We start from the raw sequence: 20,668 nt of genomic DNA on the forward strand, positions 1-20,668 counted from the left end.
CATGCTAACCCGCGTTTGATTCCTCGCGGCGGGCCAGCCCTCTTTGCCCCAGGGGAGTCATATTGACTAAGCCACCCCTCTCCCCGGCCCTCTCCCTCTGAGGGGAGAGGGAGAGACAGCCGTCGTCATGGCGCGCGGCTTTGGCCTGTTCGGCGGCTTTGCCTAATGCTTCAGGTTTGTCGGCAGGCTGAAAGCCGCCCGAAGGCGGCTTTCTTCGTTGTCACAACATCAAGCCGTCCCGTCGATCCGCACCGACAAGCCCGTGGCCGTGTAGATGGGCGTGGTCTTGTACCCCGGCACCGAGATGGTGGTGAACTGGCCCTTCAGGCTGGTGCTGGAAAGCAGGCTGATGGTGTCCCCCATCGCGGGCCGGAAGCCGCTGCGGAAGTTCACCGTCAGCGTGCCGCCCGCCACCGTGGCGATGCCGCTGACCGCGAGACGGCCGGCGCCGCCGCTGCCCAGGTCCAGTTGCAGCGTGGTATTGGCCAGCTGCGTGTAGGCGCCGGCGATCACCAACTGCGCGTCGGCGCTGGAAGCCAGCGTGCCGCCGCCGAGATAGAGGTCGCCCTTGCCGAATGCGGAGGCCGAGAGGGCCTGCAGCGTGCCGGCGGCGACCTGCGTGCCGCCGGTGTAGCTGTTCTGGCCGCCCAGGCGCAGCGTGCCGCTGCCCTGCTTGTTCAGCTTGCCGGCGCCGCCGATGTCGTTGCGCCAGGTGTCGAGCGCATTGAAGCCGCCCTGGGAGGCATCCATGTTGACCACCACGTCGCCGTTGAAGGCGCCGTAGCCGTCCGCCGCGGCGAACAGGTTGAGGCGGCCCCAGCCTTCGGCGTCGTCCATCACCGGATAGCCCGACGGCATCGCCGTGGTCTTCAGCACCACGCGGCGCTGGTTGGCATCCAGGTAAGGCAGGCGCGTTTCCAGCAGCACCTCGGCGCCCTTGGGCACCACCGCCGGCTTGGTGGTGTCGGCGATCTGCGCGAAGCCGAAGGTCATGCGCCGGTTGTAGTTGGCCTTGTTGGTGGCGTAGTCCGCGAAGCGGTCGGTGGCCGTGGTGCCGGAGTGCGCGAAGTCGTTGAAGGCCAGCTTGGTGTCGGTCTTGGCCGCGGCCATCAGCGTGCCGTGGGCCTGGTCATAAGCGGCGGCCTTGCGCGCGGCGTTGGCGCCGGTGGCGATGCTGGCGGCAGCGGTGGCCTGGCCCAGCATGCGGCCGCTGACCACGTCCAGCGGCGAGTGCATGCCGGCGACGATGCGGTTCTCGCCCAGTTCCAGGCCGCGCGTGACCATTTCCTGGAAGCGCTCGGGCACGGCATAGGCCATGGCGATGGCGTCGCGCACGGCTTCGGCGGTGTGGCCGCTGGTGAAGCCGCCATCGGTGGCGGGCGTGCCGCTCTTGGCCGGCTCCAGCGCGGGGACCACCTTGACGCTGCTGCTCCAGCGCCACGGGCGCGCGTACTTGTAGAAGCGCTTGGCCGGCTCGGTGGAGCCGTTCTCGCCGATGTTGCTGACAAAATCCACCACGGTGCCGAAGCTGGCGTTGGTGCTGCCGCCCACGCCGACGTTGTTGCCGCCGTCGTTGTACAGCACGGTGGTGGCGTCGCTGGCGATGCTGGTGATGGTGGTGGTTTGTTGCGCAGCGGCTTGCCAGGTGGCCGTCAGGGGGCCCAGGCCGTCGCTGACGCTGTAGCCCTTGTTGCGGCGGTCGTCCAGGTAGGCGGCCAGTTCCTGCGCGGCGGTGCGCTGCGCGGTCACGTTGGCCACGTACTGGATGTTGGCGCCGAGCACGCTGGCGTTGAGGATGGTGCCGTCGGTACTGTCGCGGGGGATGCCGGTCCAACTGGACGCGACCACGGCGGGGAAGCTGCCGTTGGCGGCCGCGGTGACGCCGGCATCGACGATCAGCGTGGTGGGCTTCCACAGGTCCAGGAAGCCGCTCAGCACGCGCACGCCGGCGTTGGTTTCCTTGGTGGCGTAGCGCGCGTCGCCGCGCTGGTTGGTGTAGGCGTAGTCCACGAAGGGCAGCACGGCGGCCTGGTCGGCTACCGGTGCGGAGTCGGCGAAGCCCAGGTCCTTGGGCGCGGCGGGGATCGACAGCGGCTGCGCGAGCGCGGAGGTGGTGGCATCGTCGCCACCGCCGCAGGCGGTCAGCAACATGGCGCCGATCAGCGCGGCGGTCAGGGCACGGAGGGAGCTTGGAGGAAACATGAGGCGCTGGCGCTAGGGCCGGTGGCATTGGGATCGGCGGAATGCTACGCAGCCATTGTGTACTCCTTATGACTATTAATGCACTTCTGCGGTGCGCTTCGGAGCGGGAGCCACTTCGTCTCAGCCGACGGTCGATCGCCGCCCGTATGACGCTCGAAAAGGGACAACTGCTCGGTGGGCATCGCGATGGGAACGCGAGTGCAGGTCCCTCCCAACTTACCCGGTGGGCCACGATGTCAAGGCACCGTATGCCATTCGCATAGGTTGCAGCGCACGAGACCCTTGTCGCGCGGGTGCTATCCTTCCCGCCGACACGCATCAAGACAGAAGGCATGCGAAAAAGCTGGCAACGATGGCGTCTTCCTGTTCGACCGCGGAAGAGGGTGTCGGCTGATATGACGCGGGCCCATTGACTCCGTGGCCTGGCAATCGAGAGGGAAGTCAGCACGTCAACTGTTTTGGCCCGTCGACCAAGCCGTTTATCCGAGACCACGCGGGCATGGTGCGCATTGCCAATGCCCGCCAACAATGAGCCATGGCCCAAATGCCGCCGTACCTCGATTACCCCGCCCTGATGGCGCTTGCCGCTCACTCAGAGAGCGTCGCGCAGGCGTGCTCGTGCTGCAAGACGCTTTCGTCCGCTTGGGAAAGCCAGCCCGTCTCCTATCCGGAGGAACAACTCCGCGAAGCCGGCACGCTGCGGGCAGCTGACGATGAATCAGACGACGAACCGACGTTTGGCGAATACCATCCGGACCGCACGCAGTTCTGGTCTCCGGCTGCGCCGATCGCCCCGCGGTATTTTCCATATAACCGGTGCGACGTCTGGGAATGTACCGTTTGCGGCCGCCACTTCTTGCGCTACGTCGAGGGCGGCGGCTATTTCGTTGACCGACGGATTCGCCAGCTTAGGGCTTCGCTGGTGGTCGATGCCGCGCTCTGAAGCGCCCAACGAAATCGGCAGTCCCGCCACCAATAGCGGAAACGGCACGGCACGCGCCTTCTTCGTCTGCTTCTTTTTGCCCCGGCGCTTGCGCGGGGCGGCAAGCTGCATCCGTCACATCGATACCGAGGATGCCTTGCAATCCTCTTGGTGACGCGCGCCAGGCTTAAAAGCACACTGTTGGCCGCAGGGTTCCAGTTCGTCACATGTCTGCCTATTCTTAGTGGTGAGAGTGCATCGTCGTGTCCAACGCAAAGCGGACCAGGCTTGCTACTCATTACCCCATGACAGACCATTCCCCCTCAGCGCCGGACCGGGCAACGCGCCGCCGGCTTGCCATCCGCCTCTCGGCTGCCGCCGCGGTGCTTGCATTCATCGTCTGCGCAGCTTGGTATGCGACCCGGGCCGAGCCGGTGGCGGTGCAGACAGCCAGGGTCGACACGGGGCGGGTCGAGGCCACTGTCGCCAATACCCGGGCCGGTTCGGTGTCCGCCTGCCGGCGGGCAAAGCTGGCGCCGCCGGCGGCAGGGCGCATCGAGGTGCTGAAAATCCGCAAGGGCGATCGCGTGAAGACTGGCCAGGTCCTGCTGGAACTCTGGAACGAGGACCTGCTCGCGCGCGATCGCCTTGCCCAGGAGCAGTTGCTGACGGCCACGGCGCATGTGCGCGAAGTGTGCGAACTGGCCAAGGTGGCGGCCAGCGACGCCAGGCGCTCGCGCGGGCTGGTGGCCAGGGGCTTTATATCCTCCCAGGCCTTGGAGCGGGCCGATGCCGACGCCAGTTCCAGGAGCGCGGCGTGCGAATCCTCCAAGGCCCAGGTGAAAGAGGCTGGTGCGCGGATCGCGGGGTCCCGCGCCGATATCGCGCGCACGGTCCTCAAGGCGCCTTTCGACGGCGTGGTCGCCGAAGTGAATGGCGAAATAGGCGAGTACCTGACGCCGTCGCCGCCCGGCATCCCGACACTGCCGGCGGTGGACCTGATCGACGACTCCTGCCTCTACGTGTCGGCCCCGATCGACGAGATCGACGCGGCGCGCCTGCGGGTGGGCATGCCGGCACGCGTCACCCTGGACGCCTATCGGGGCAAGCACTTTGTGGGCAAGGTGCGGCGCGTCGCGCCCTATGTGCTGGCCCAGGAGAAGCAGGCCCGCACCGTCGAGGTCGAGGTGCAACTCGACAACCCGGACCCGGCGCACTACCTGCTGGTCGGCTACAGCGCGGACGTGGAGATCGTGACCGACGCGCACGACCCGGTCTTGCGCGTTCCCACCACGGCCCTGAGATCCGGCAATGCGGTACTGGTGCTGACCGCCGGGGGCAAGCTGGAAGCGCGCAAGCTCGATACCGGGCTATCCAACTGGGAGTTCACCGAGGTAAAAGCGGGCCTGGAGCGCGGCGCGCGGGTGGTCACCTCGCTGGACCGCAGCGGTGTCCGCGCTGGCGCCGCCGCTGTCGAAGAACAGCCGGCCCCCGCGGGAGGCACGGCGAAATGATCCGGCTCCAGGGCATCAAGCGCGCTTTTGCGCTCGGCGGCGAGACGGTGCATGCGCTGCGCGGCATCGACCTCGCGGTGGCGCAGGGGGAATATCTCTCGATCATGGGCCCATCGGGCTCGGGCAAGTCCACGCTGCTCAATATCCTGGGCCTGCTCGATCGTGCCGATGCCGGCACCTATGCGCTTGACGGCCGCGACGTGACCGCCTTGCCGGACGACGAACTGGCCCGGCTGCGACGCCAGAAGATGGGTTTCGTGTTCCAGTTCTTCCACCTGGTGCCGCGGCTGTCCGCCGCGGGCAACATCGAGCTGCCGATGGTGCTGGCGGGCATGGATCCGGCCGAGCGCCACCGCCGCCTGGCTGCGCTGCTTGGCGAATACGGCCTGCAGGACCGCGCCGGGCACCGGCCGGACCAGCTCTCGGGCGGTCAGTGCCAGCGGGTTGCCATTGCCCGCGCCATGGCCATGCATCCGCCGGTGATCCTCGCCGACGAGCCAACGGGCAACCTGGACCGGCAGACGGGCCAGGATGTCCTTGCGGTGCTGGAACGCTTGCACGCGCAGGGGGGAACGCTGATCCTGATCACGCATGACCCGGAGCTCGGTGCCCGCGCGGCACGCCAGCTGCGCATGGTGGATGGCGCCATCGTCAGCGACCAGCCCCAATGCCCGCCCCGAACCCAGCCCCGAACCCAGCCCCGATAGGTCCGCCAACATGCGCATCGCCGACGTGTTCGATTTCACCTGGCAGGTACTGCGCGGCAACCGCGCACGCAGCCTGTTGATGCTGCTGGCGATGAGCATCGGCGTGGCCGCCGTGGTGACGGTGAGCGCGCTCGGCGAGGGGGCCAGGCTGTATGTGGTCAACCAGTTCGGCGCGCTGGGCACCAACCTGGTCATCGTCTTGCCCGGACGCAGCGAAACGGCGGGCGCGGCACCCGGGATCGTGCTGGGCGCGACCACGCGCGACGTGACGCTGGACGATGCGCTTGCGCTCAAGCGCAGTCCTGCCGTGCTGCGCATCGCGCCGCTGATCGTCGGCGACGGTGACTTGCGCGTGGGCGCGCGCCGGCGCGAAGCGCCGGTGCTGGGTTCCACCGCGGAGTTGCTGGCGGTGCGGCATATGGCCCTGGCCCAGGGCAGCTTCCTGCCAGAAGGCGACCCCCACCATAGCCAGCCCGTCTGCGTGATCGGCACCAGGGTGGCGGCGGAGCTGTTCGGCGCGCGCCCGGCCCTGGGTGAATGGCTGCGCATCGGCGACCGGCGTTTCCGCGTGATCGGGCTGCTGGCCGGGCAGGGCGAGTCGCTGGGCTTCAATACCGATGAGATGGTGATCGTGCCGCTCTCCGCGGCCCAGGCCCTGTTCGATACCGATGCGCTGTTCCGCGTGCTGATCGAAGCCAGGAGCCGCGAGCAGATCCCGCACGCCAAGGCCGACGCCGAGGAGATCATCCGGCAGCGCCACGAAGGCAAGCGCGATATCACCGTCATCACCCAGGACGCGGTGCTCGCCACCTTCGACCGCATCCTGCGGGCGCTCACCCTGGCCGTGGGCGGCATCGCCGCCATCAGCCTGGCCGTGGCCGGCATTCTCATCATGAACGTGATGTTGATTGCCGTGACCCAGCGGCGGCAAGAGATCGGGCTGCTCAAGGCACTCGGCGCGACCGCCGGCCATATCCGGCTGCTCTTCCTCACCGAGGCGGCACTGCTGGCGCTCGGCGGTGCGGCGACGGGCCTGGCGGTGGGGCAGGCTGGCTGCAGCCTGGCTACCCGGCTCTATCCGGCGATCCCGTTCACCGCGCCCTGGTGGGCCTTGCTGGCGGCACCAGCCACTGCGGTGGTAACGGCGGTGGTGTTCACGGTGGCGCCGGCACGGCGCGCGGCCAGCCTCGACCCCGTGCAGGCGTTGTCGCGGAGATGACCATGCGCTACGCCGACTTCATCCGCTTTACGCTCGCCTCACTGGCCGCCCACCGGCTGCGTACCTTCCTCACCGCGCTGGGCATTGCCGTCGGCATTGCCGCGGTCATCCTGCTGACCTCGATCGGCGAAGGGCTGCATCGTTTCGTGATCCAGGAGTTCACCCAGTTCGGCACCAACCTGATCGGCGTGACACCGGGGCGTACCCAGACCCACGGCGCCTCGCTCGGGTCGATCAACACGGTGCGCCCGCTGACCATCGACGATGCCATCGCCCTGGGCCATGCCCCCCACGTGCGCGTGACCAATCCCCTGGTGCAAGGCAATGCCGAGATCGATTACCTCGGCAAGAGCCGCCGCGTCACCTTGTATGGCGTCGGGCACCGCTTCACCGAGGCGCTGAGCATGCGCGTGGCCATCGGCCAGTTCCTGCCCGACGACGATCCGCGCGCCGCGCGGACCCTGGCCGTACTCGGCGCAACCGTGGCACGCGAACTCTTCGGCAGCGACAACCCTTTGGGCGCACGCATCCGTGTCGGCGGGGAACGCTACCGCGTGATTGGCGTGATGCAAGCCAAAGGCCAGATGCTGGGCTTCGACCTGGACGATACCGTCTACATACCGGCCGGCCGGGCGCTGGACCTGTTCAACCGGGAGAGCCTGGTGGAGATCGAGGTCACCTACGACCCGACTGCGCCGCTCACCGAGGTGGAAGCAGGCATCAAGCACGTATTGAGCGCGCGCCATGGCTTTGAGGACTTCACCGTCACGCCGCAGCAAAAGATGCTCGAAGTGTTCGGCGCAGTGCTCGATGCCATCACCTTCGCGGTAGCGGCGATCGGTGCCATTTCGCTGGTGGTCGGCGGCGTGGGGATTCTCACCATGATGACCATCGCGGTGGCCGAACGCACTTCGGAGATCGGCCTGCTGCGCGCCGTCGGCGCAACCCGGCGCCGCGTCATGCTGCTCTTTCTCGGCGAGGCGGCGGTGCTCGCGGCCGTCGGCGGCATGGCGGGTTTGCTGCTGGGGTGGAGCCTCTCCCTGTTGATCGAAGCCGCGTTGCCGGCTCTGCCGGTCCACACCCCATGGTCGTATGCCGTGCTCGCCGAACTGGTGGCGGTGGTGGTCGGCCTGGCTGCCGGCGTCCTCCCGGCGCGCAAGGCCGCGCAGCTGGATCCGCAGGAGGCGCTACGTTCCGAGTAGGGCACGGCCACGCTCGCCATGCCCTCGATCAGCCCCGTGCGGCGGGATGCATAGCCGCACTCACAGAGATGCCAGACCTCGCTGCGAACTGGTCATGGAATCTCATGAGGCTTGCAGCGCGCGCCAGGGCCTTTGATAAGTCGGCTTTATCGAACGCGCCCAATCAGGCCTGGATGCGAGAGGCATGGATGCGCGGGCGCCTGGCTCGCCACGGCAGTGCCTCCTCGAGCGCCGCCGCTACCTGGAGCAGCGTCGCTTCGTCGCACATCGGCGCGGCGAATTGCACGCCTAGCGGCAGTTCGCCGGACATGCCAAGCGGCAGCGAGATCGCCGGCGTGCCGGTGACGTTGAACAGCGGCGTGAAGGGGCAGTAGTCGAATACCTTGTCGCACCAGCCGCGCGCGTCCAGCGAGGTGTCGTCCTGGTCGAGCAGGCCGAGCGGGGCGGTAGGCACGCGCGTGACCGGCGTCACCAACAGGTCGTAGCGGGTAAAGAACTCGCCGACCGCGCGCGAGACCGTGTTCATGGCGGCTAGCGCCAGTTCAAGGTCGAGCGCCTTCAACGTCAGCCCGTGCTCGATGCAGGCGCGCGTGCAGGCTTCCACGCCGCTGCCGTCATAAGGCCGCCCGATCCATTGGCCGGCACCCAGCGCGCTGGCCGCAAGAAACGAAGTCCAGGCAGTCATATTGGCGCGCGCGAACGACTCGGCGCAGTACTCGGGGCTGGCGTCTTCAACCTGGTGCCCAAGCGCTTCCAGCGCTTGCGCCACGGTCTGCACCGCGGCAATGCAGTCCGCATGCGTTTCGCCGGTGCCGGGGAAGCGGGTCGAGACGGCCACGCGCAGGCGGCGCGGCGGGGTGTTGATGACGCTGGCATAGCGCTGGGCGGGGCGTTCGATATGGAACACCGCTCCGGTGTCCGCGCCTTCCACCGCATCGAGAATGGCCGCGCAATCGCGCACGCTGCGCGTCAAGACGAACTCGGCGCCCAGGCCGAGCAGCGGCATGCCGTGGTCCGGCCCGGCCGGCGTGCGCCCGCGCGAAGGCTTGAGGCCGACCAGCCCGCACGCGGCGGCCGGGATACGGATGGAGCCGCCGCCGTCGTTGGCATGCGCCACCGGCACGAAGCCGGCCGCCACAGCGGCCGCGGCGCCGCCACTGGAGCCGCCGGGGCTGTGGTCCGGATGCCAAGGGTTGCGGGTCGGGCCATGCAGCCGGCATTCGGTGCTGGCATTGAATCCGAACTCCGGCGTGGTGGTGCGGCCAAAGGTGGCAAAGCCGGCCCGACGGAACCGCGCCATCAGTTCCGTATCGGCCGCCGGCACGACCCGGCCAGCCGTCATTCGCGAACCATGATCGCAATGCACGCCGCGCGCATGGAGCACCAGGTCCTTGAGCAGGAAGGGCACGCCGGCAAACGGGCCGTCGGGCGAGTATTCGAGCGCCACGGGAAAGGCTTCGATCAGCGCGTTCAGTTGGGGGTTGATGCTGGCCGCGGCGGCACGCGCGGCCGCCAGCACCTCGGCGGGGGATACGCGCCGCGCGCGGATTTCCTGCGCGAGACCGGTGGCATCGTAGCCTGCATATTCAGTGATATTCATTGTGTGCTGTCCCCTGTCCGGGCGGAGTCACGATCGGCTCCGCGCCGCCAGTCGTGGCTGGCGGTACAGGCATTTGAACAGCGCAGCGGAACGGAGGAAACCGTTCAATTGCAGGACCCCGGGTCCCGGCTCCAGCCGGTTGGCAGCTAGGGGCGAAGCCGCCCGGCCAGTGCGCCTTTGTCGCCGATGCCCAGCTTGGCGTAGGCCTGCCGGAGATGGTGGCGCACCGTGGTCGGGGCGATGCCGAGCTGCCGGGCCACTACCTTGTGGGTCTGCCCGGCCGCGAACAGTCGAGCAACGGCCAGTTCGCGCGGCGTGAGCACGCTGACTGCTCCGCGCGTGCCCGCGCGTAGCAGTACCAGATCCCCCACCCTTTCTCCCGACAGCCACACGCATGCACCGGTGAAGCCCGCGCCATGCGCGTGCAGCAGGGCATGGCGCGCTTCGCCCGGCAGCGTGATCCCATTCCATTCCCGCCATTCCAGCGCCATCAGTTCACAGAACGATTCGTCGGCGTACTGCAGGAAGCCGCTGGCGTCGAACAGCGCGATCGCCGTGCCTTCGGTGGCGTTGCCCTGGCTGCGCATCTCGCGCATCCGACACAGCCGGTTCTGCTCCAGCGCCGCAGCCAGGTGAGCGATCACGCATTCCAGCACCCAAAGGTCGCGCTCGGCGTAGGCCTGCCGCCGCGGTTTGCGATACAGCGACAGGTGGGTGGTGCGATGCGCCGGCGCGGCAAAGTGCGCACCGCACAGGACATGGGCGATGCCATGCCGCCGGCACAGCGCGCGCAGCGGCAGGGCCAGCGGCTCGCGCGGCACCGATAGCGCGACCGTCCTGCCCGGCCCGCCGGCTACCAGGCCCACCAGCGGATCCTGTCCCTTCACCTGCTCCCAGTCGGCGAGAAAGTCAGGGGCTGCGTTGTGGGTATGGCTGCTGTGCAGTCGCGGCCCCAGCGGCGTGAGCGTCGAATGCCCGAGCCAGGCGCTGTCGAAATCCATATGCTCGTGCAGCAGGTCGAAGACGCGTTGTTCAAACACACCGATGCGCTCAGTGGCTGCAAGCTGGTAAAGCGACAGCAGCAGGCGGCTGACACTGCCCGCCAGTTGGAATTCGCGGGCCTGCGCCGCGGTATCGCGCGCGATGTGCTGACGCATTGTCATCTCCTGGGCATTGTCAGGTTGCTGGGTCGATCGCGTGGGATGTGGTGATGAAGAAATCGAAACCACTCTATCACGGTCAAGTTTCCAGGCCGGCGGCATCGGTTGCGTGTTCGGCGAAATCCCGGCTCTTCAGACTTTCCCTAGAAGTAGTATTGCCCGCTCTCGCTCCAAAAGACTGGAACGGCATCCAATGCCTCGGGAGGAATGCCTCCTTTCTCGACATATTCTCGAAAGGCGCGCAGCGCCACCTCTCGGGACGAGTAGGGCTCAAACGCGGCATCGTTGAGGTCCAAGGCGCATTGGCCTTGCAGTATCAGCGTCTCACCACGAACACGCAACGCCCATCCGCGGCAGTCTTCAGATTCAGCGGCTATTGGCCCGCCAACGAAATCATCCGAATAGACTCGACGTCTTATCCGCGCCGGGCGCATGGACCCAGGACGACCACACAGCATGGCCGCGATGTGTTCGCGCAGGTGCCGTTGAAAGTTGGAATCGATAGCTTGCCCGGGGTTTATCGCAACCAACCACGCGTCCAGGACTTCGCAAGCTTTTTGTGCCGCGTTGTTGATCGCAGTTTCAGTATCGACCGAGCCAAGGTGGCGCGAATGACATGCTTCTCGTTGGCCTGGCGGTACGTCTTGAGGTACGAGGGTCTGTGGCAGACCAAGTGTGCGGAGTACCTTGTGCAGTTGGGGTGCTGCCACCCCGGAGTTGCCTTGCTCGATAGAAATCAGCGTCTGTACGCACACGCCGCTCTGATTCGCCAGGCCGTATAGCGTTAGTCGACGGAAATCCCTCGCTTTCCTGATCCTAGCGCCCAGTTCAGCTAGTTGTCCGGTCAGATCAGATTCACAGTTGTAGCTCACGAGGGCCTCCGGATTGGGTAAGCCAACATTGGAGAATTGAGGGGGGGAATACCAGACCTTTGATATTTCCAGGCAATGGAGGTGTCAGGTTGAAGAGAACGCTTTGCTGGAAACGTCGGTCACCCGAGATAATCTATTTCATATCTTTACATAAATAGCCGGCGACGACTGCCGCTATTATCTACCGTTGGTGCGCTAGCGCACCAACGCCCAGAAGACAAGTCCGGCACATTCATACAATAGAGAAGGCGACGAAAGACAGAGAAGTCGGTCAGTCGTGGGTGTCTCTTGCAGACTTACCCCAAGCGGTGCGATCCCTCCAACCATTCCGAGGTCATGGAGAGTCAGCCAGAGCCAGTGCCAGTCAGGGTTGTGCGCACACAGCTTGCTTGCGCGAAATGCCGTGCCGTTCGACGAAATCTTGGGAGACTCGCATGCACGTAGGGGAGAGGGGATTTCGCGTGATCGTTGGACGGCTCGAAATCCGAGCCGTCCACTTTAACGTGACCGGAATCCAGTGGGTGGAAAGGTCGATCGCCCACGGTTTTGCGGTGTATAGCAAGGTCAAAAACGGCGATTTGCGGCTGGAGGGTACACACTCCGCATTCGACGACGCCTTTACATACTGCCTGCTGGCATTTTCTCCCAGAGGGCCTGCCACAGGGCACGTTATTGGGATCCTCATTGCCAACTACAACTGGAAGGCTAGCCAAAACAGAGTCCTCATTAACCTGCGAGGTACCGACTAACTGGACCAGACTATTGGCCTGGTTCTGCGCTGCACGTTTCGTGAACAGACTACCGGGTCTACCGACACGGACACCGGGCACCGCGTGGGTTCGAGGCGTCGAACTTCTCTTCATCTCGGTGACGAAAGGACTACTTCCAGGGACCAGGCATTCATGATGCCCTGCTAGCCGTGTTGGACGCCGGAGCGCTGCTCGTGCGCGCGTGATGCAAGAAGGATTTCGGAATATATTTTACTGAAGGCCTCGACGCAATATGCGCTGTACGTAACTTATTCGGCGTTCCGCCAGGACCTTGGTCCATGACAAGCGCATGAAAAATACCGCTCAAAAACCTATGTGTTAACCCTGATATAACTTGGGTTTAAGTATGCGCTACATTAAACTCTGCTGTCCTGCTACCACTCGCTTTGCCATCTCGGTGGCGTGTGCATTTATTTGCATCAGATGATTTTGTCGAGGTCATTTCAACTCGGCAAAGCCATGATTGGTTGCGCATGTGGTGAGCAGTTCGATGCAACATTTTTCGTCCGAGCCGTTGGAGTCCTTCAGGAATATCGCGAACGGCAAATTGCCACGCATCTCGTAGCATCCCTACCAATGCGCGCCCGGGCCAACGGTTGCACAAAGGCGGTCCTCCTCACAACGGAACATCCAGCTTTTTTCGCGCGCTATGGTTTTTCGCTCACCTCCGTGGATGCGATTCTGAAACAGGTGGAGTTATCCAAGACGTTTCAACGACGCTTTGGTGCGAGCACAAACTATATGTGTCGTCGCCTTGACTGAGGCGTCGTCAGCTTTCTGCCCAAGATATATTGGCTTCCCCGAGAAAGTACGCGCTCAAAAACGCAGGTGAAGGAATTGCTAAAGCGTGCGTTAGCGCTGCAGGCGTTTATATCGCGTAATCGGTGCGAGCGGAGTCCATTGACCTTGGCAAACGCGACAACGGGTCAAGAAGGGTCATCCAGTCTGGGTGACCGAGCGGCACGCCTAAAGTTCGGACTCCTGGTGCCGTTATCAAACCAATCGCGCTGTTGAGCTTCGGAGAAGGTCCGCGAGCTACGGGGCGACAGGTAGAGGATCGTTCTTGGGGGATGTGCGGATTTAATAACATCCTCGATCCTTTTCCGCACGGCGTCCTATGTTAGGCACATCCATGCACTGAGCGATTGATGTCGCTAGCGTGGGACTTCGGCGCAAACAACCTGGTGATGGTGGTCCCGACCGGGATTCGGGATGAACCCGGGATCTGAAAGAAGAGCATCTCGTGCGCTGGACCTTGAAAAACCGCGCGGCATTGGCGACGGCACTGGTGGTGTCGCTGTTCAGCGTTGCACTGGCCGCGATCGCACAGTATTACGCCTATACCAGCCTGAAAGAGCTTCTGCAAGCGCAGCAGTACACCCAGGTCAAGCTTGTCGCTGAGCAACTCAATGAGAAGTTCGAAGGACGTGCCGTCCTGCTGCGCACCCTCGCGCGACAACTGGCGCCAATGCTGGAGCGTTCGCCGGAGGAATTGAAGGCGTTTGCCAGCCAGGCCGCCTCCATACCCGAGGCATTCAACTCGGTATCGCTGATCTGGCCGGATGGCCGACTCGCCTTCAACACGGCCATGCCAACCGGCCAGCAGTTTCAGTTGGCGGACCGGGACTACGTGCAAGGCATATTGCAAGGTGCATCCACATTCTTCTCCGAGCCATTGATTGGCCGCAACAATGGCGCACCGGGCTTCGTGATTGCCGTCGCACTTCGCTCGCCAGACGGTCGGTTGCGAGCCATCGTGATTGGCAGCCTGAACTTGCTTCGCGACAACTTCTTGCTGGACGTCGTGCGCAATCGCGTGGGTGCCACCGGCATGTTTTGCCTGGTGTCGTCCGGACAGAATCCCCTCTACGTGATGCATGCCGACCGGGCGCAGTTGATGAAAATTGCTAGCGCCGTGGGCGAGTCCTGCGGCACGGAAAAAGCGTATTCCCCCTTCGAGATTCTCCAGCCGACCCAGCCAATCGTTGCAAGGTACCTGCTCAAATCCAACGGCTGGGAACTCGTGGCCACGCTTCCCGCAAAAGAAGCGTACTCGCCGCTGACCGAAGTCCGTCGCAAGGTTGTGCTAGCGGCAGGTATCGGCCTGCTCGTTGCAGTTGGCCTGATGTGGATCGTGGTCCGGCACCTGCTGGTGCCGCTGGAGCGGCTGCATCGTGCGATCCAGCGGAACCCTGCCAACCTCAATGAGCTTTTACCCAAAGCCGATACACCGCGCGATGAGGTAAGCGAGCTGACAATCACTTTTTCGCGGGTTATCAGGCAATTGGTGGAGCGCGAATCGGCGCTGCAAAAGGCGAAGGAGGAGGCGCACGCGTCAGAGAGGCGCATCCAAACCATCGCCAACCAGGTGCCGGACCTCATCTCCTACGTCGATGCGCAGGGACGCTATGTCTTCGTCAACACAGCTTACGAGCGCCGATTCGGGCTGCCGGCTGCCAGCATTGTCGGGCTTTCCATGCAAGAACTGTGGGGTGCGCCCGCCTATGCCGAGATGAAACCCTACCTGGACCGCGCTTATGCTGGGGAGAGCCTGACCTTTGATCGGGTTCCCCGTGACACTCGCGAATATCAATGCCTTGAGATCACCTATCAGCCGGCTCTGGTTGAAGGTTGTGACATCGTGCAAGGCCTGCACGTCTTCGTGAGAGATGTGACAGTGGAGCGCGCACAGGTCAACCGGCTGGAACAACTGACCCTTGCGGATCATCTGACCGGACTTCTCAATCGGAAAGGCTTTGATCGCTACCTGTCCGCGGCCATCAAGCGTGCCGACCAAAACCAGAGCTCGATGGCGCTCCTTTTGGTGGACCTGGACGGATTCAAATGCGTGAACGACAGCTACGGGCACGCGGTCGGGGACAAGCTGCTCGTTACTTTCGCCGAGCGGCTCGCCTTGATTGTCCCGCAAGCGGGCGCCACCGCACGCATCGGCGGCGACGAATTTGCCGTCGTTCTGGACAATGTCAAATCCTCGGATGAAGCGGAGCGGGTTGCACAAGCCATCATGGAATTTTCAGCCCACCCTTACATTTATCCGGGGTATCAGGTGACGGCTCGCGCAAGCGTTGGCATAGCGCTGCGCCGCCGCGACAGTGGTCGGGTTGCGGCCGGTCAGACTGCCGCAGAACTGTTCTCTCGCGCCGACGCTGCGCTATATGGGGCAAAGCACGATGGGAAAGGTAGATTCTTGGTATGCGAGGCTGAAGCGGATTGAGACTGTCTCAATGCCGCGGTCCCAAGAGGTGCACAGGCATTTCTCACAATTGTTCACCATTCCTGCTTTCATCCCATGCCAGAATCCACCGGGCGAATCGTGACTCGCTACCTTTAATAGGCGGTAGGCTATCTTTTCCACCTACACCCAATTTCTCTCCTTGCAACAGTGCTGAGTAGAGCAAGTGCATGACATTAGTGACTGAATTCCTAGGATTTCTACTCTTCGAAGCTCTGTGGTTCATTCCCTATAGCAGGGCCTTCAAAGCTGCTCGCATTAACGGTTACTACGCCTACCTCGCATTGCTCCCCATCATCGGCCCGCTGATCTGCACCTGGATCCTTGCCTATCGCTCCCTGCCTCCCAAGTCCTAGGGGGAGTTTCCGGCTTTCCAGTCTACCGGGTGGGCTCAATGTTCGAGGGAATCACTGCAAACGAAACAAGACGCTCCAAGATCAGCCGCTTCGTCGCGTTGGACGCCACCTGACAGTCGAGTCGAAGAAGTCTCGGTTGCAACCCTTGGCAATGCGTTGCCGCGCCGGATTGGCGATCAAGGTGGGCGACCGTCTGGCGGCGATTCGGTGGCGCGGCGTAGCTGCCTGGCTACATGCGATACACCACCCCGACCCAGGCGCTGCGCGGCGCGCCGGGGGCGACGAACAGCGCGCTGGCGTTGTCCTCCGGCGTGACGTGCGGGCGCAGCAGGTTGCCGTTGGGGAACAGGTCGTTGGAGATCTGGCCATAGGTCTCGTAGCGGCGGTCGAACAGGTTGGCCACGCGTGCGTAGATCTCGAAGTGCTTGTTCACGCGGTAGGACGCACGCAGGTTCACCGTCGCGTACCCGGGCGTGCTCCAGTCCGCGTACTTGGGCGCCTTGCCGGGCTGCGGGTTGGCGCGCAGGCCGTCTTCATTGCCGTTGGCAGGGCTGCTGGACACGCCAACCAGGTCGGCGCCCAGGGTCAGGCCGGCCAGCGCCTGCCAGTCCACGCCCAGCTTGATGGTGTGTCGCGGCACGCCTGCCCTGCGCATGCCCGGCTTGACGTCGATGGTGCGCTCTCCCACCGCGAGCTGCCCGTTGGCCTGGTAGGTGGCCTGCAGATAGCTGTAGCCCAGGCGCAGCGTGAAGTCGCCCAGGCGCTGCCGCGCGGAGAGGTCGAAGCCCTGGTTGCGGGTACGGTCGAAGTTGGCGAAGTAGCCCTGCTGGGTGTTGGGCGCGCGCAGGAACAGGATGTCGTCGTGATTGTCGATGCGGTAGAACGTGCCGGACACCTCGGTGTCCTTCGACGGGCGCCAGCGCGCGCCCGCCTCGTAGGAGTGCGACACGACCTGCTTGAGGTAGGGGTCGGCCTGCAGGCCGGCGGGCAGGCGGCAGGGCTGGGCCGGATCGGCGCAACCCAGCTCCAGCACCGTCGGCACCCGGTTGTTCTGGGCGTAGCCGCCGAACACCGAGACTCCGCCGCCCAGCTTCTGGGTCAGGCCCAGCGCGGGATTGAGCCGGCGGTAGGTGAAGCTCTCCTGCGGTTGCTCGCTGCCGTCGCTGTTGCGCAGCGTATTGCTCACGGTGACGTGGTTCCACCTGGCCGAGGCGGTGAGGAAGGTGCTGGGCGTCAAGGACCAGGTATCGGACAGGTACAGGCCGACCGCGCGCGAGGTACCGCTGACGCCGGAGAACAGTTGGTTGGGCGCGTTCGGGTCGGCGACCACGCCGCGGTCGTCGGTGAAGGTGGCGAGCTGCTCGTACTGCGAGTAGGTCAGGCGGCTGCGGTCGAAGGTCAGCCCGGCGTTGAGCAGGTGGTGCTCGGTTTCCTTGGCCGCGCTGAGCGCCATGCCGATGGATTGCTGCCACATATGCGTGGTGTTGAGCACCGCCGGGTCCAGCGCGGCGCCTTCGGCCCGGGTGAAGCCGCAGCGGGACTTGCGCGGGCTGCCGTCGGCGGTGAAGCCGTCTTCGCAGTCTTCCGTGTAAGTGTCGTAGTCCGGGTTGATGTCGCCGTTGGTGGTGTCGCGACGGCTGGTGCGCACGTAGGCGAGCATCGCGGCGCTGGTCTTGTCGTCGAACCAGTGGCGGCCGTTGAGGGCTACCTGGGTGACCTGGTTGCGGGTCTTGTCCGGGTAGGTGTATGCCGCGGCGCGGTTGCTTTCATAGAGGCCGGGCAGGAGGGCATTGCCGCTCGCGCGGTAGCTCGGCACCAGGCCGTTGCCGATCAGGGTGCTGCGCCCGTGCAGCAGGGACACGTCCCAGCTGGTGGTCTCGCCCTCATGCCCGGCCTTGACGAACAGGTTGCCGAGCCGGCCTTCGGCATGATCGCGCCAGCCTCGTTCCTGGAACAGGGTGCCGGCGGCGAAGGCGTGCCAGCCGCTGCCGCTGCGGATGCCGCCCGACAGGTCGGCGCGCTTGCGGTTGCCGCTGCCATAGGACAGGTCGGCGGTGAAGCCGGGCGAACTCAGGCCGGAGCGGGTGGTCATGGCCAGCGCGCCGCCGAGCGTGTTGAGGCCGTAGGCGGGGTTGGCGCTGGAGACCAGCGAGACGCTCTCGAGCGCGGCCTCGGGAATCATGTCCCAGCTGACCACGTCGCCGAAGGGTTCGTTGACGCGGATGCCGTCCAGGTAGATGGACAGGCCTTGCGACGCGCCGGGGATCGGCGAGGCGCGAAAGCCGCGGTAGGTGAGGTCGGACTGGAAGGGGCTGCCCTGGATGTCGTTGACATTGACACCGGTGAGGTAGCGCGCCAGGTATTCGGCGAGGGTGCCGGCGCGCTTGCCGTTCAGGTCGTCGCCGCTGACCGTCTGCGCCGTGTACGGCACGAGATCGCGGTCCACGCCGATGCCGGGCAGCGGCGCGGTTGCCACTACCATCACTTCAGGCAGCGTGGCATTGTCCCCGATTTGCACACCATTGTCCTGTTGTGCAACAGCGGGCAGGGCGGCCAGCAGTGCCACGGCCAGTGCGATGGCGGTGGCCGCGCGGCGGCAAAGCGCGCCACGGCGCGGCGCCAGGCGCAGGGCAGCGCCTCCCGGCACGGCCCTGCGCCTGGGCGGGGGTAGGTTGGCTGGCATCTTGCATCTCCTCGGAATGATCGGCCGGGGCACCTGCGTTGGGTGCCGGCTTGGTGGAAACAACTTGAGGGACAGGGAGCAGGTTCCGTACCTCGGGTTTCGGGAAAACCTCCCGATCCGCCAAGCGATGCCCACCGGCCACTGCAACCTTCCGGGAGGCGTCATTGCCATGACGATGTCTCGCTATCTGTTAAACCGTGCCATCTGGATCTGCGCGGCCTGCCTGTGCTGCGCGCTGGCGGTGGCGCTGTGGCTCGCGGTGCGCGCCATCGGCGACGAGCGCCGTGGCGCCGACGCGATGGCGCAACTGATTCCGCGCCTCTCGGCCTTGCAGGTGGCGGCGCCGGCCGAACGCGAGGGGCAGCTTGCAGCCCTGCGCGCCATCAATGCCTCGGCGCAAATGCGCCACTTGTGGCTGCATCTGGAGGACGCCACGGGCCAGGTGCTGGTGAGCGCGCCGCGGCCACGGGATAGCTCCGCCTGGGGCCGCCTGCTCGCCCTTGCGAGCCCAAGGGCCGATGCGGCGAGGCTGGAAGGCACCTGGGAGATCCGCGCCCGCGACGGCACCGCCTACCGCGCCGCCTTGCGCTGGAATCCTGAGAGTGAAATCCAGGAAGCCCGCGACGACATGGCGGGCAACCTCGCCGTGCTTGCGGTCTACAGCACGCTGCTGCTGCTTGGCATCCACTGGGCTCTGGGACGGGCCCTCGCCCCCCTGCAACAGATCCTGGACGCTATCCGGCGCTACGAAGACAAGGACTACAGCGTGCGCCTGCCGTCCATGCGCACACGCGAGATGGACCAGATCCGCCGTGCGCTTAACCACCTGGCTGGCGCGCTGGACGAAACCCAGGCCGAGCGCCGCGCCCTGAGCCGCAAGCTGCTGACAGCCCAGGAAAGCGAGCGCGCACGCCTGGCGCGGGAACTGCACGACGAGTTCGGCCAGGTGCTCACCGCGATGCGCGCCGACACCGCCTACCTGGTGCGCAAGAGCGCGCATGAGCCCGTGCTGCAACTCGTGGCCAACGACCTGGCCGGGCATTGCGCCAGGATCCAGCACGAGGTGCGCCACCTGCTGCACCGGCTGCGGCCGCACGGCGTGCAGCCCGACGGCCGGCTGGCCTCGGTGGAACGCCTGCTGCAAGACCTGGTGCAGGCCTGGCGCGGCCAGCCGGGCCAGCAGGTGCGGGTGGACTGCGAGGTGGCGCTTGGCGGCGCGGCGCCAGGTCCCGACTTGGTCCTGACGCTGTACCGGATGACGCAGGAAGCGCTGACCAACGTGATGCGCCATGCCGGCGCGCGCCGCGTGGCGATCCGCATTGCCGCCACGGCGGGCGGCGAGGTGCGCTGGAGTGTGGAGGACGACGGCAAGGGCATTGCCGACATCGCCGCGGCGCTGCAACGCAGTCATGGTCTTCAGGGCATGCAGGAGCGCGCCTGGGCGCATCTCGGCACGCTGCGCATCGAGCCGGTTGCGGCGCCGGGAACCCAGCCTGCCACGCCGGGCTGCCGCCTGAGCGCGAGCTTTCCGCTCGCGCCGCAAGCCGCTGCCCAGCCAACCCAACTGCATGGGAGCCATAGCGAATGAACACCATCGACGTTGTCATTGCCGACGATCACGCGGTAGTGCGCACCGGATACCGGCGGCTGCTCGAACTGGAGGAGGGCGTGCGCGTGGTGGCCGAGTTCGGCGATAGCGACGCCGCCTATGCCTGGCTGACACAGTATCCGGCCGACGTGCTGATCCTGGACCTGTCGATGCCAGGGCGCGGCGGCATGGAAGTGCTGCAGCGGCTGGGCGCGAGGGTGCCCGCGTTGCGGATCCTGGTGTTCAGCATGCACGACAGCGCGGCCATCGTAAGCCAGGCCATGCGGGCCGGCGCCGCCGGCTACCTGACCAAGAGCAGTGCGCCGGAAGCGCTGGTGGACGCCGTGCGCAAGGTGGCCCAGGGGCGGCAGGTGTTGTCCGACGATGTGGCGGGCATGGTCGATGCCGGCAGCCGACCACCACCGCATCTGGCCTTGTCGCCGCGCGAGTTCGACCTGTTCCGCCTGTTCGCCCGTGGCACGGCCATCGAGGAAGTGGCCGCCCAACTCTATCTCAGTACCAAGACCGTGGCGAACTACCAGACGCTGATCCGCAAGAAGATGGGCCTGGCCAACCGGGTGGAAATGCATCGTTATGCGGTGGAGCACGGCTTCGGCTGA

General features: G+C 65.4%; 14 protein-coding genes. 9 read left to right on the plus strand and 5 right to left on the minus strand.

The window, feature by feature from the left end:
- Positions 1–228: 228 nt before the first annotated feature.
- Complete coding sequence (locus ACYP5B_RS52020; protein WP_459575328.1) at positions 229–2,202, minus strand: acid phosphatase; 1,974 nt, start codon at positions 2,200–2,202, stop codon at positions 229–231.
- A gap of 544 nt (positions 2,203–2,746) precedes the next feature.
- Here ACYP5B_RS52020 and ACYP5B_RS52025 point away from each other — a divergent pair.
- From ACYP5B_RS52025 to ACYP5B_RS52045, 5 genes are all read left to right on the plus strand, one after another.
- Positions 2,747–3,145 (plus strand): hypothetical protein, encoded by a 399-nt coding sequence (locus ACYP5B_RS52025; protein ID WP_400094775.1) that lies wholly within the window; start codon positions 2,747–2,749, stop codon positions 3,143–3,145.
- 284 nt (positions 3,146–3,429) lie between these two features.
- Positions 3,430–4,638, plus strand: coding sequence for an efflux RND transporter periplasmic adaptor subunit (locus ACYP5B_RS52030; RefSeq protein ID WP_267602372.1), 1,209 nt, complete (start codon positions 3,430–3,432; stop codon positions 4,636–4,638).
- A complete protein-coding gene (locus ACYP5B_RS52035; RefSeq protein WP_400094778.1) occupies positions 4,635–5,345 on the plus strand; it encodes an ABC transporter ATP-binding protein in 711 nt (236 codons plus the stop codon). The genes ACYP5B_RS52030 and ACYP5B_RS52035 overlap by 4 nt, the downstream gene beginning before the upstream one ends.
- A gap of 10 nt (positions 5,346–5,355) precedes the next feature.
- Positions 5,356–6,564: an ABC transporter permease gene (locus tag ACYP5B_RS52040; protein ID WP_400094780.1), complete on the plus strand. Its 1,209-nt coding sequence runs from the start codon at positions 5,356–5,358 to the stop codon at positions 6,562–6,564.
- Between the two features lie 2 nt (positions 6,565–6,566).
- On the plus strand, positions 6,567–7,766 hold the full coding sequence (locus ACYP5B_RS52045) for an ABC transporter permease (RefSeq protein ID WP_459575329.1): 1,200 nt from the start codon (positions 6,567–6,569) through the stop codon (positions 7,764–7,766).
- A gap of 163 nt (positions 7,767–7,929) precedes the next feature.
- On the opposite strand, the gene ACYP5B_RS52050 is transcribed toward ACYP5B_RS52045, so the two are convergent.
- From ACYP5B_RS52050 to ACYP5B_RS52060, 3 genes are all read right to left on the minus strand, one after another.
- A complete protein-coding gene (locus ACYP5B_RS52050) occupies positions 7,930–9,366 on the minus strand; it encodes an amidase (protein WP_459575331.1) in 1,437 nt (478 codons plus the stop codon).
- A 146-nt stretch (positions 9,367–9,512) separates the two neighbouring features.
- On the minus strand, positions 9,513–10,523 hold the full coding sequence (locus tag ACYP5B_RS52055; RefSeq protein ID WP_459575333.1) for a helix-turn-helix transcriptional regulator: 1,011 nt from the start codon (positions 10,521–10,523) through the stop codon (positions 9,513–9,515).
- 146 nt (positions 10,524–10,669) lie between these two features.
- A complete protein-coding gene (locus tag ACYP5B_RS52060) occupies positions 10,670–11,398 on the minus strand; it encodes a helix-turn-helix domain-containing protein (RefSeq protein ID WP_400094787.1) in 729 nt (242 codons plus the stop codon).
- A 1,229-nt stretch (positions 11,399–12,627) separates the two neighbouring features.
- Here ACYP5B_RS52060 and ACYP5B_RS52065 point away from each other — a divergent pair.
- Both ACYP5B_RS52065 and ACYP5B_RS52070 read left to right on the plus strand, forming a co-directional pair.
- On the plus strand, positions 12,628–12,930 hold the full coding sequence (locus ACYP5B_RS52065) for a GNAT family N-acetyltransferase (protein WP_400094866.1): 303 nt from the start codon (positions 12,628–12,630) through the stop codon (positions 12,928–12,930).
- A 481-nt stretch (positions 12,931–13,411) separates the two neighbouring features.
- Positions 13,412–15,403 (plus strand): sensor domain-containing diguanylate cyclase, encoded by a 1,992-nt coding sequence (locus ACYP5B_RS52070; RefSeq protein WP_400094789.1) that lies wholly within the window; start codon positions 13,412–13,414, stop codon positions 15,401–15,403.
- A 603-nt stretch (positions 15,404–16,006) separates the two neighbouring features.
- On the opposite strand, the gene ACYP5B_RS52075 is transcribed toward ACYP5B_RS52070, so the two are convergent.
- A complete protein-coding gene (locus ACYP5B_RS52075) occupies positions 16,007–18,460 on the minus strand; it encodes a TonB-dependent receptor (RefSeq protein WP_459575336.1) in 2,454 nt (817 codons plus the stop codon).
- 169 nt (positions 18,461–18,629) lie between these two features.
- On the opposite strand from ACYP5B_RS52075, the gene ACYP5B_RS52080 reads away from it, so the two are divergent.
- Both ACYP5B_RS52080 and ACYP5B_RS52085 read left to right on the plus strand, forming a co-directional pair.
- Positions 18,630–20,048, plus strand: a complete 1,419-nt coding sequence (locus ACYP5B_RS52080; RefSeq protein WP_459575338.1) for a histidine kinase — start codon at positions 18,630–18,632, stop codon at positions 20,046–20,048.
- A complete protein-coding gene (locus ACYP5B_RS52085) occupies positions 20,045–20,668 on the plus strand; it encodes a response regulator transcription factor (RefSeq protein ID WP_267602382.1) in 624 nt (207 codons plus the stop codon). The genes ACYP5B_RS52080 and ACYP5B_RS52085 overlap by 4 nt, the downstream gene beginning before the upstream one ends.

This window comes from Cupriavidus sp. 8B (assembly GCF_054589115.1).

Excerpts from the sequence above, each read along its gene's own strand:
- ACYP5B_RS52065 (WP_400094866.1), top strand. The coding sequence starts at position 12,628 with ATGATTGGTTGCGCATGTGGTGAGCAGTTCGATGCAACATTTTTCGTC.
- ACYP5B_RS52080 (WP_459575338.1), top strand. The coding sequence starts at position 18,630 with ATGACGATGTCTCGCTATCTGTTAAACCGTGCCATCTGGATCTGCGCG.
- ACYP5B_RS52030 (WP_267602372.1), top strand. The coding sequence starts at position 3,430 with ATGACAGACCATTCCCCCTCAGCGCCGGACCGGGCAACGCGCCGCCGG.
- ACYP5B_RS52040 (WP_400094780.1), top strand. The coding sequence starts at position 5,356 with ATGCGCATCGCCGACGTGTTCGATTTCACCTGGCAGGTACTGCGCGGC.
- ACYP5B_RS52020 (WP_459575328.1), bottom strand. The coding sequence starts at position 2,202 with ATGTTTCCTCCAAGCTCCCTCCGTGCCCTGACCGCCGCGCTGATCGGC.
- ACYP5B_RS52050 (WP_459575331.1), bottom strand. The coding sequence starts at position 9,366 with ATGAATATCACTGAATATGCAGGCTACGATGCCACCGGTCTCGCGCAG.
- ACYP5B_RS52075 (WP_459575336.1), bottom strand. The coding sequence starts at position 18,460 with ATGCCAGCCAACCTACCCCCGCCCAGGCGCAGGGCCGTGCCGGGAGGC.
- ACYP5B_RS52035 (WP_400094778.1), top strand. The coding sequence starts at position 4,635 with ATGATCCGGCTCCAGGGCATCAAGCGCGCTTTTGCGCTCGGCGGCGAG.
- ACYP5B_RS52045 (WP_459575329.1), top strand. The coding sequence starts at position 6,567 with ATGCGCTACGCCGACTTCATCCGCTTTACGCTCGCCTCACTGGCCGCC.
- ACYP5B_RS52055 (WP_459575333.1), bottom strand. The coding sequence starts at position 10,523 with ATGCGTCAGCACATCGCGCGCGATACCGCGGCGCAGGCCCGCGAATTC.
- ACYP5B_RS52025 (WP_400094775.1), top strand. The coding sequence starts at position 2,747 with ATGCCGCCGTACCTCGATTACCCCGCCCTGATGGCGCTTGCCGCTCAC.
- ACYP5B_RS52085 (WP_267602382.1), top strand. The coding sequence starts at position 20,045 with ATGAACACCATCGACGTTGTCATTGCCGACGATCACGCGGTAGTGCGC.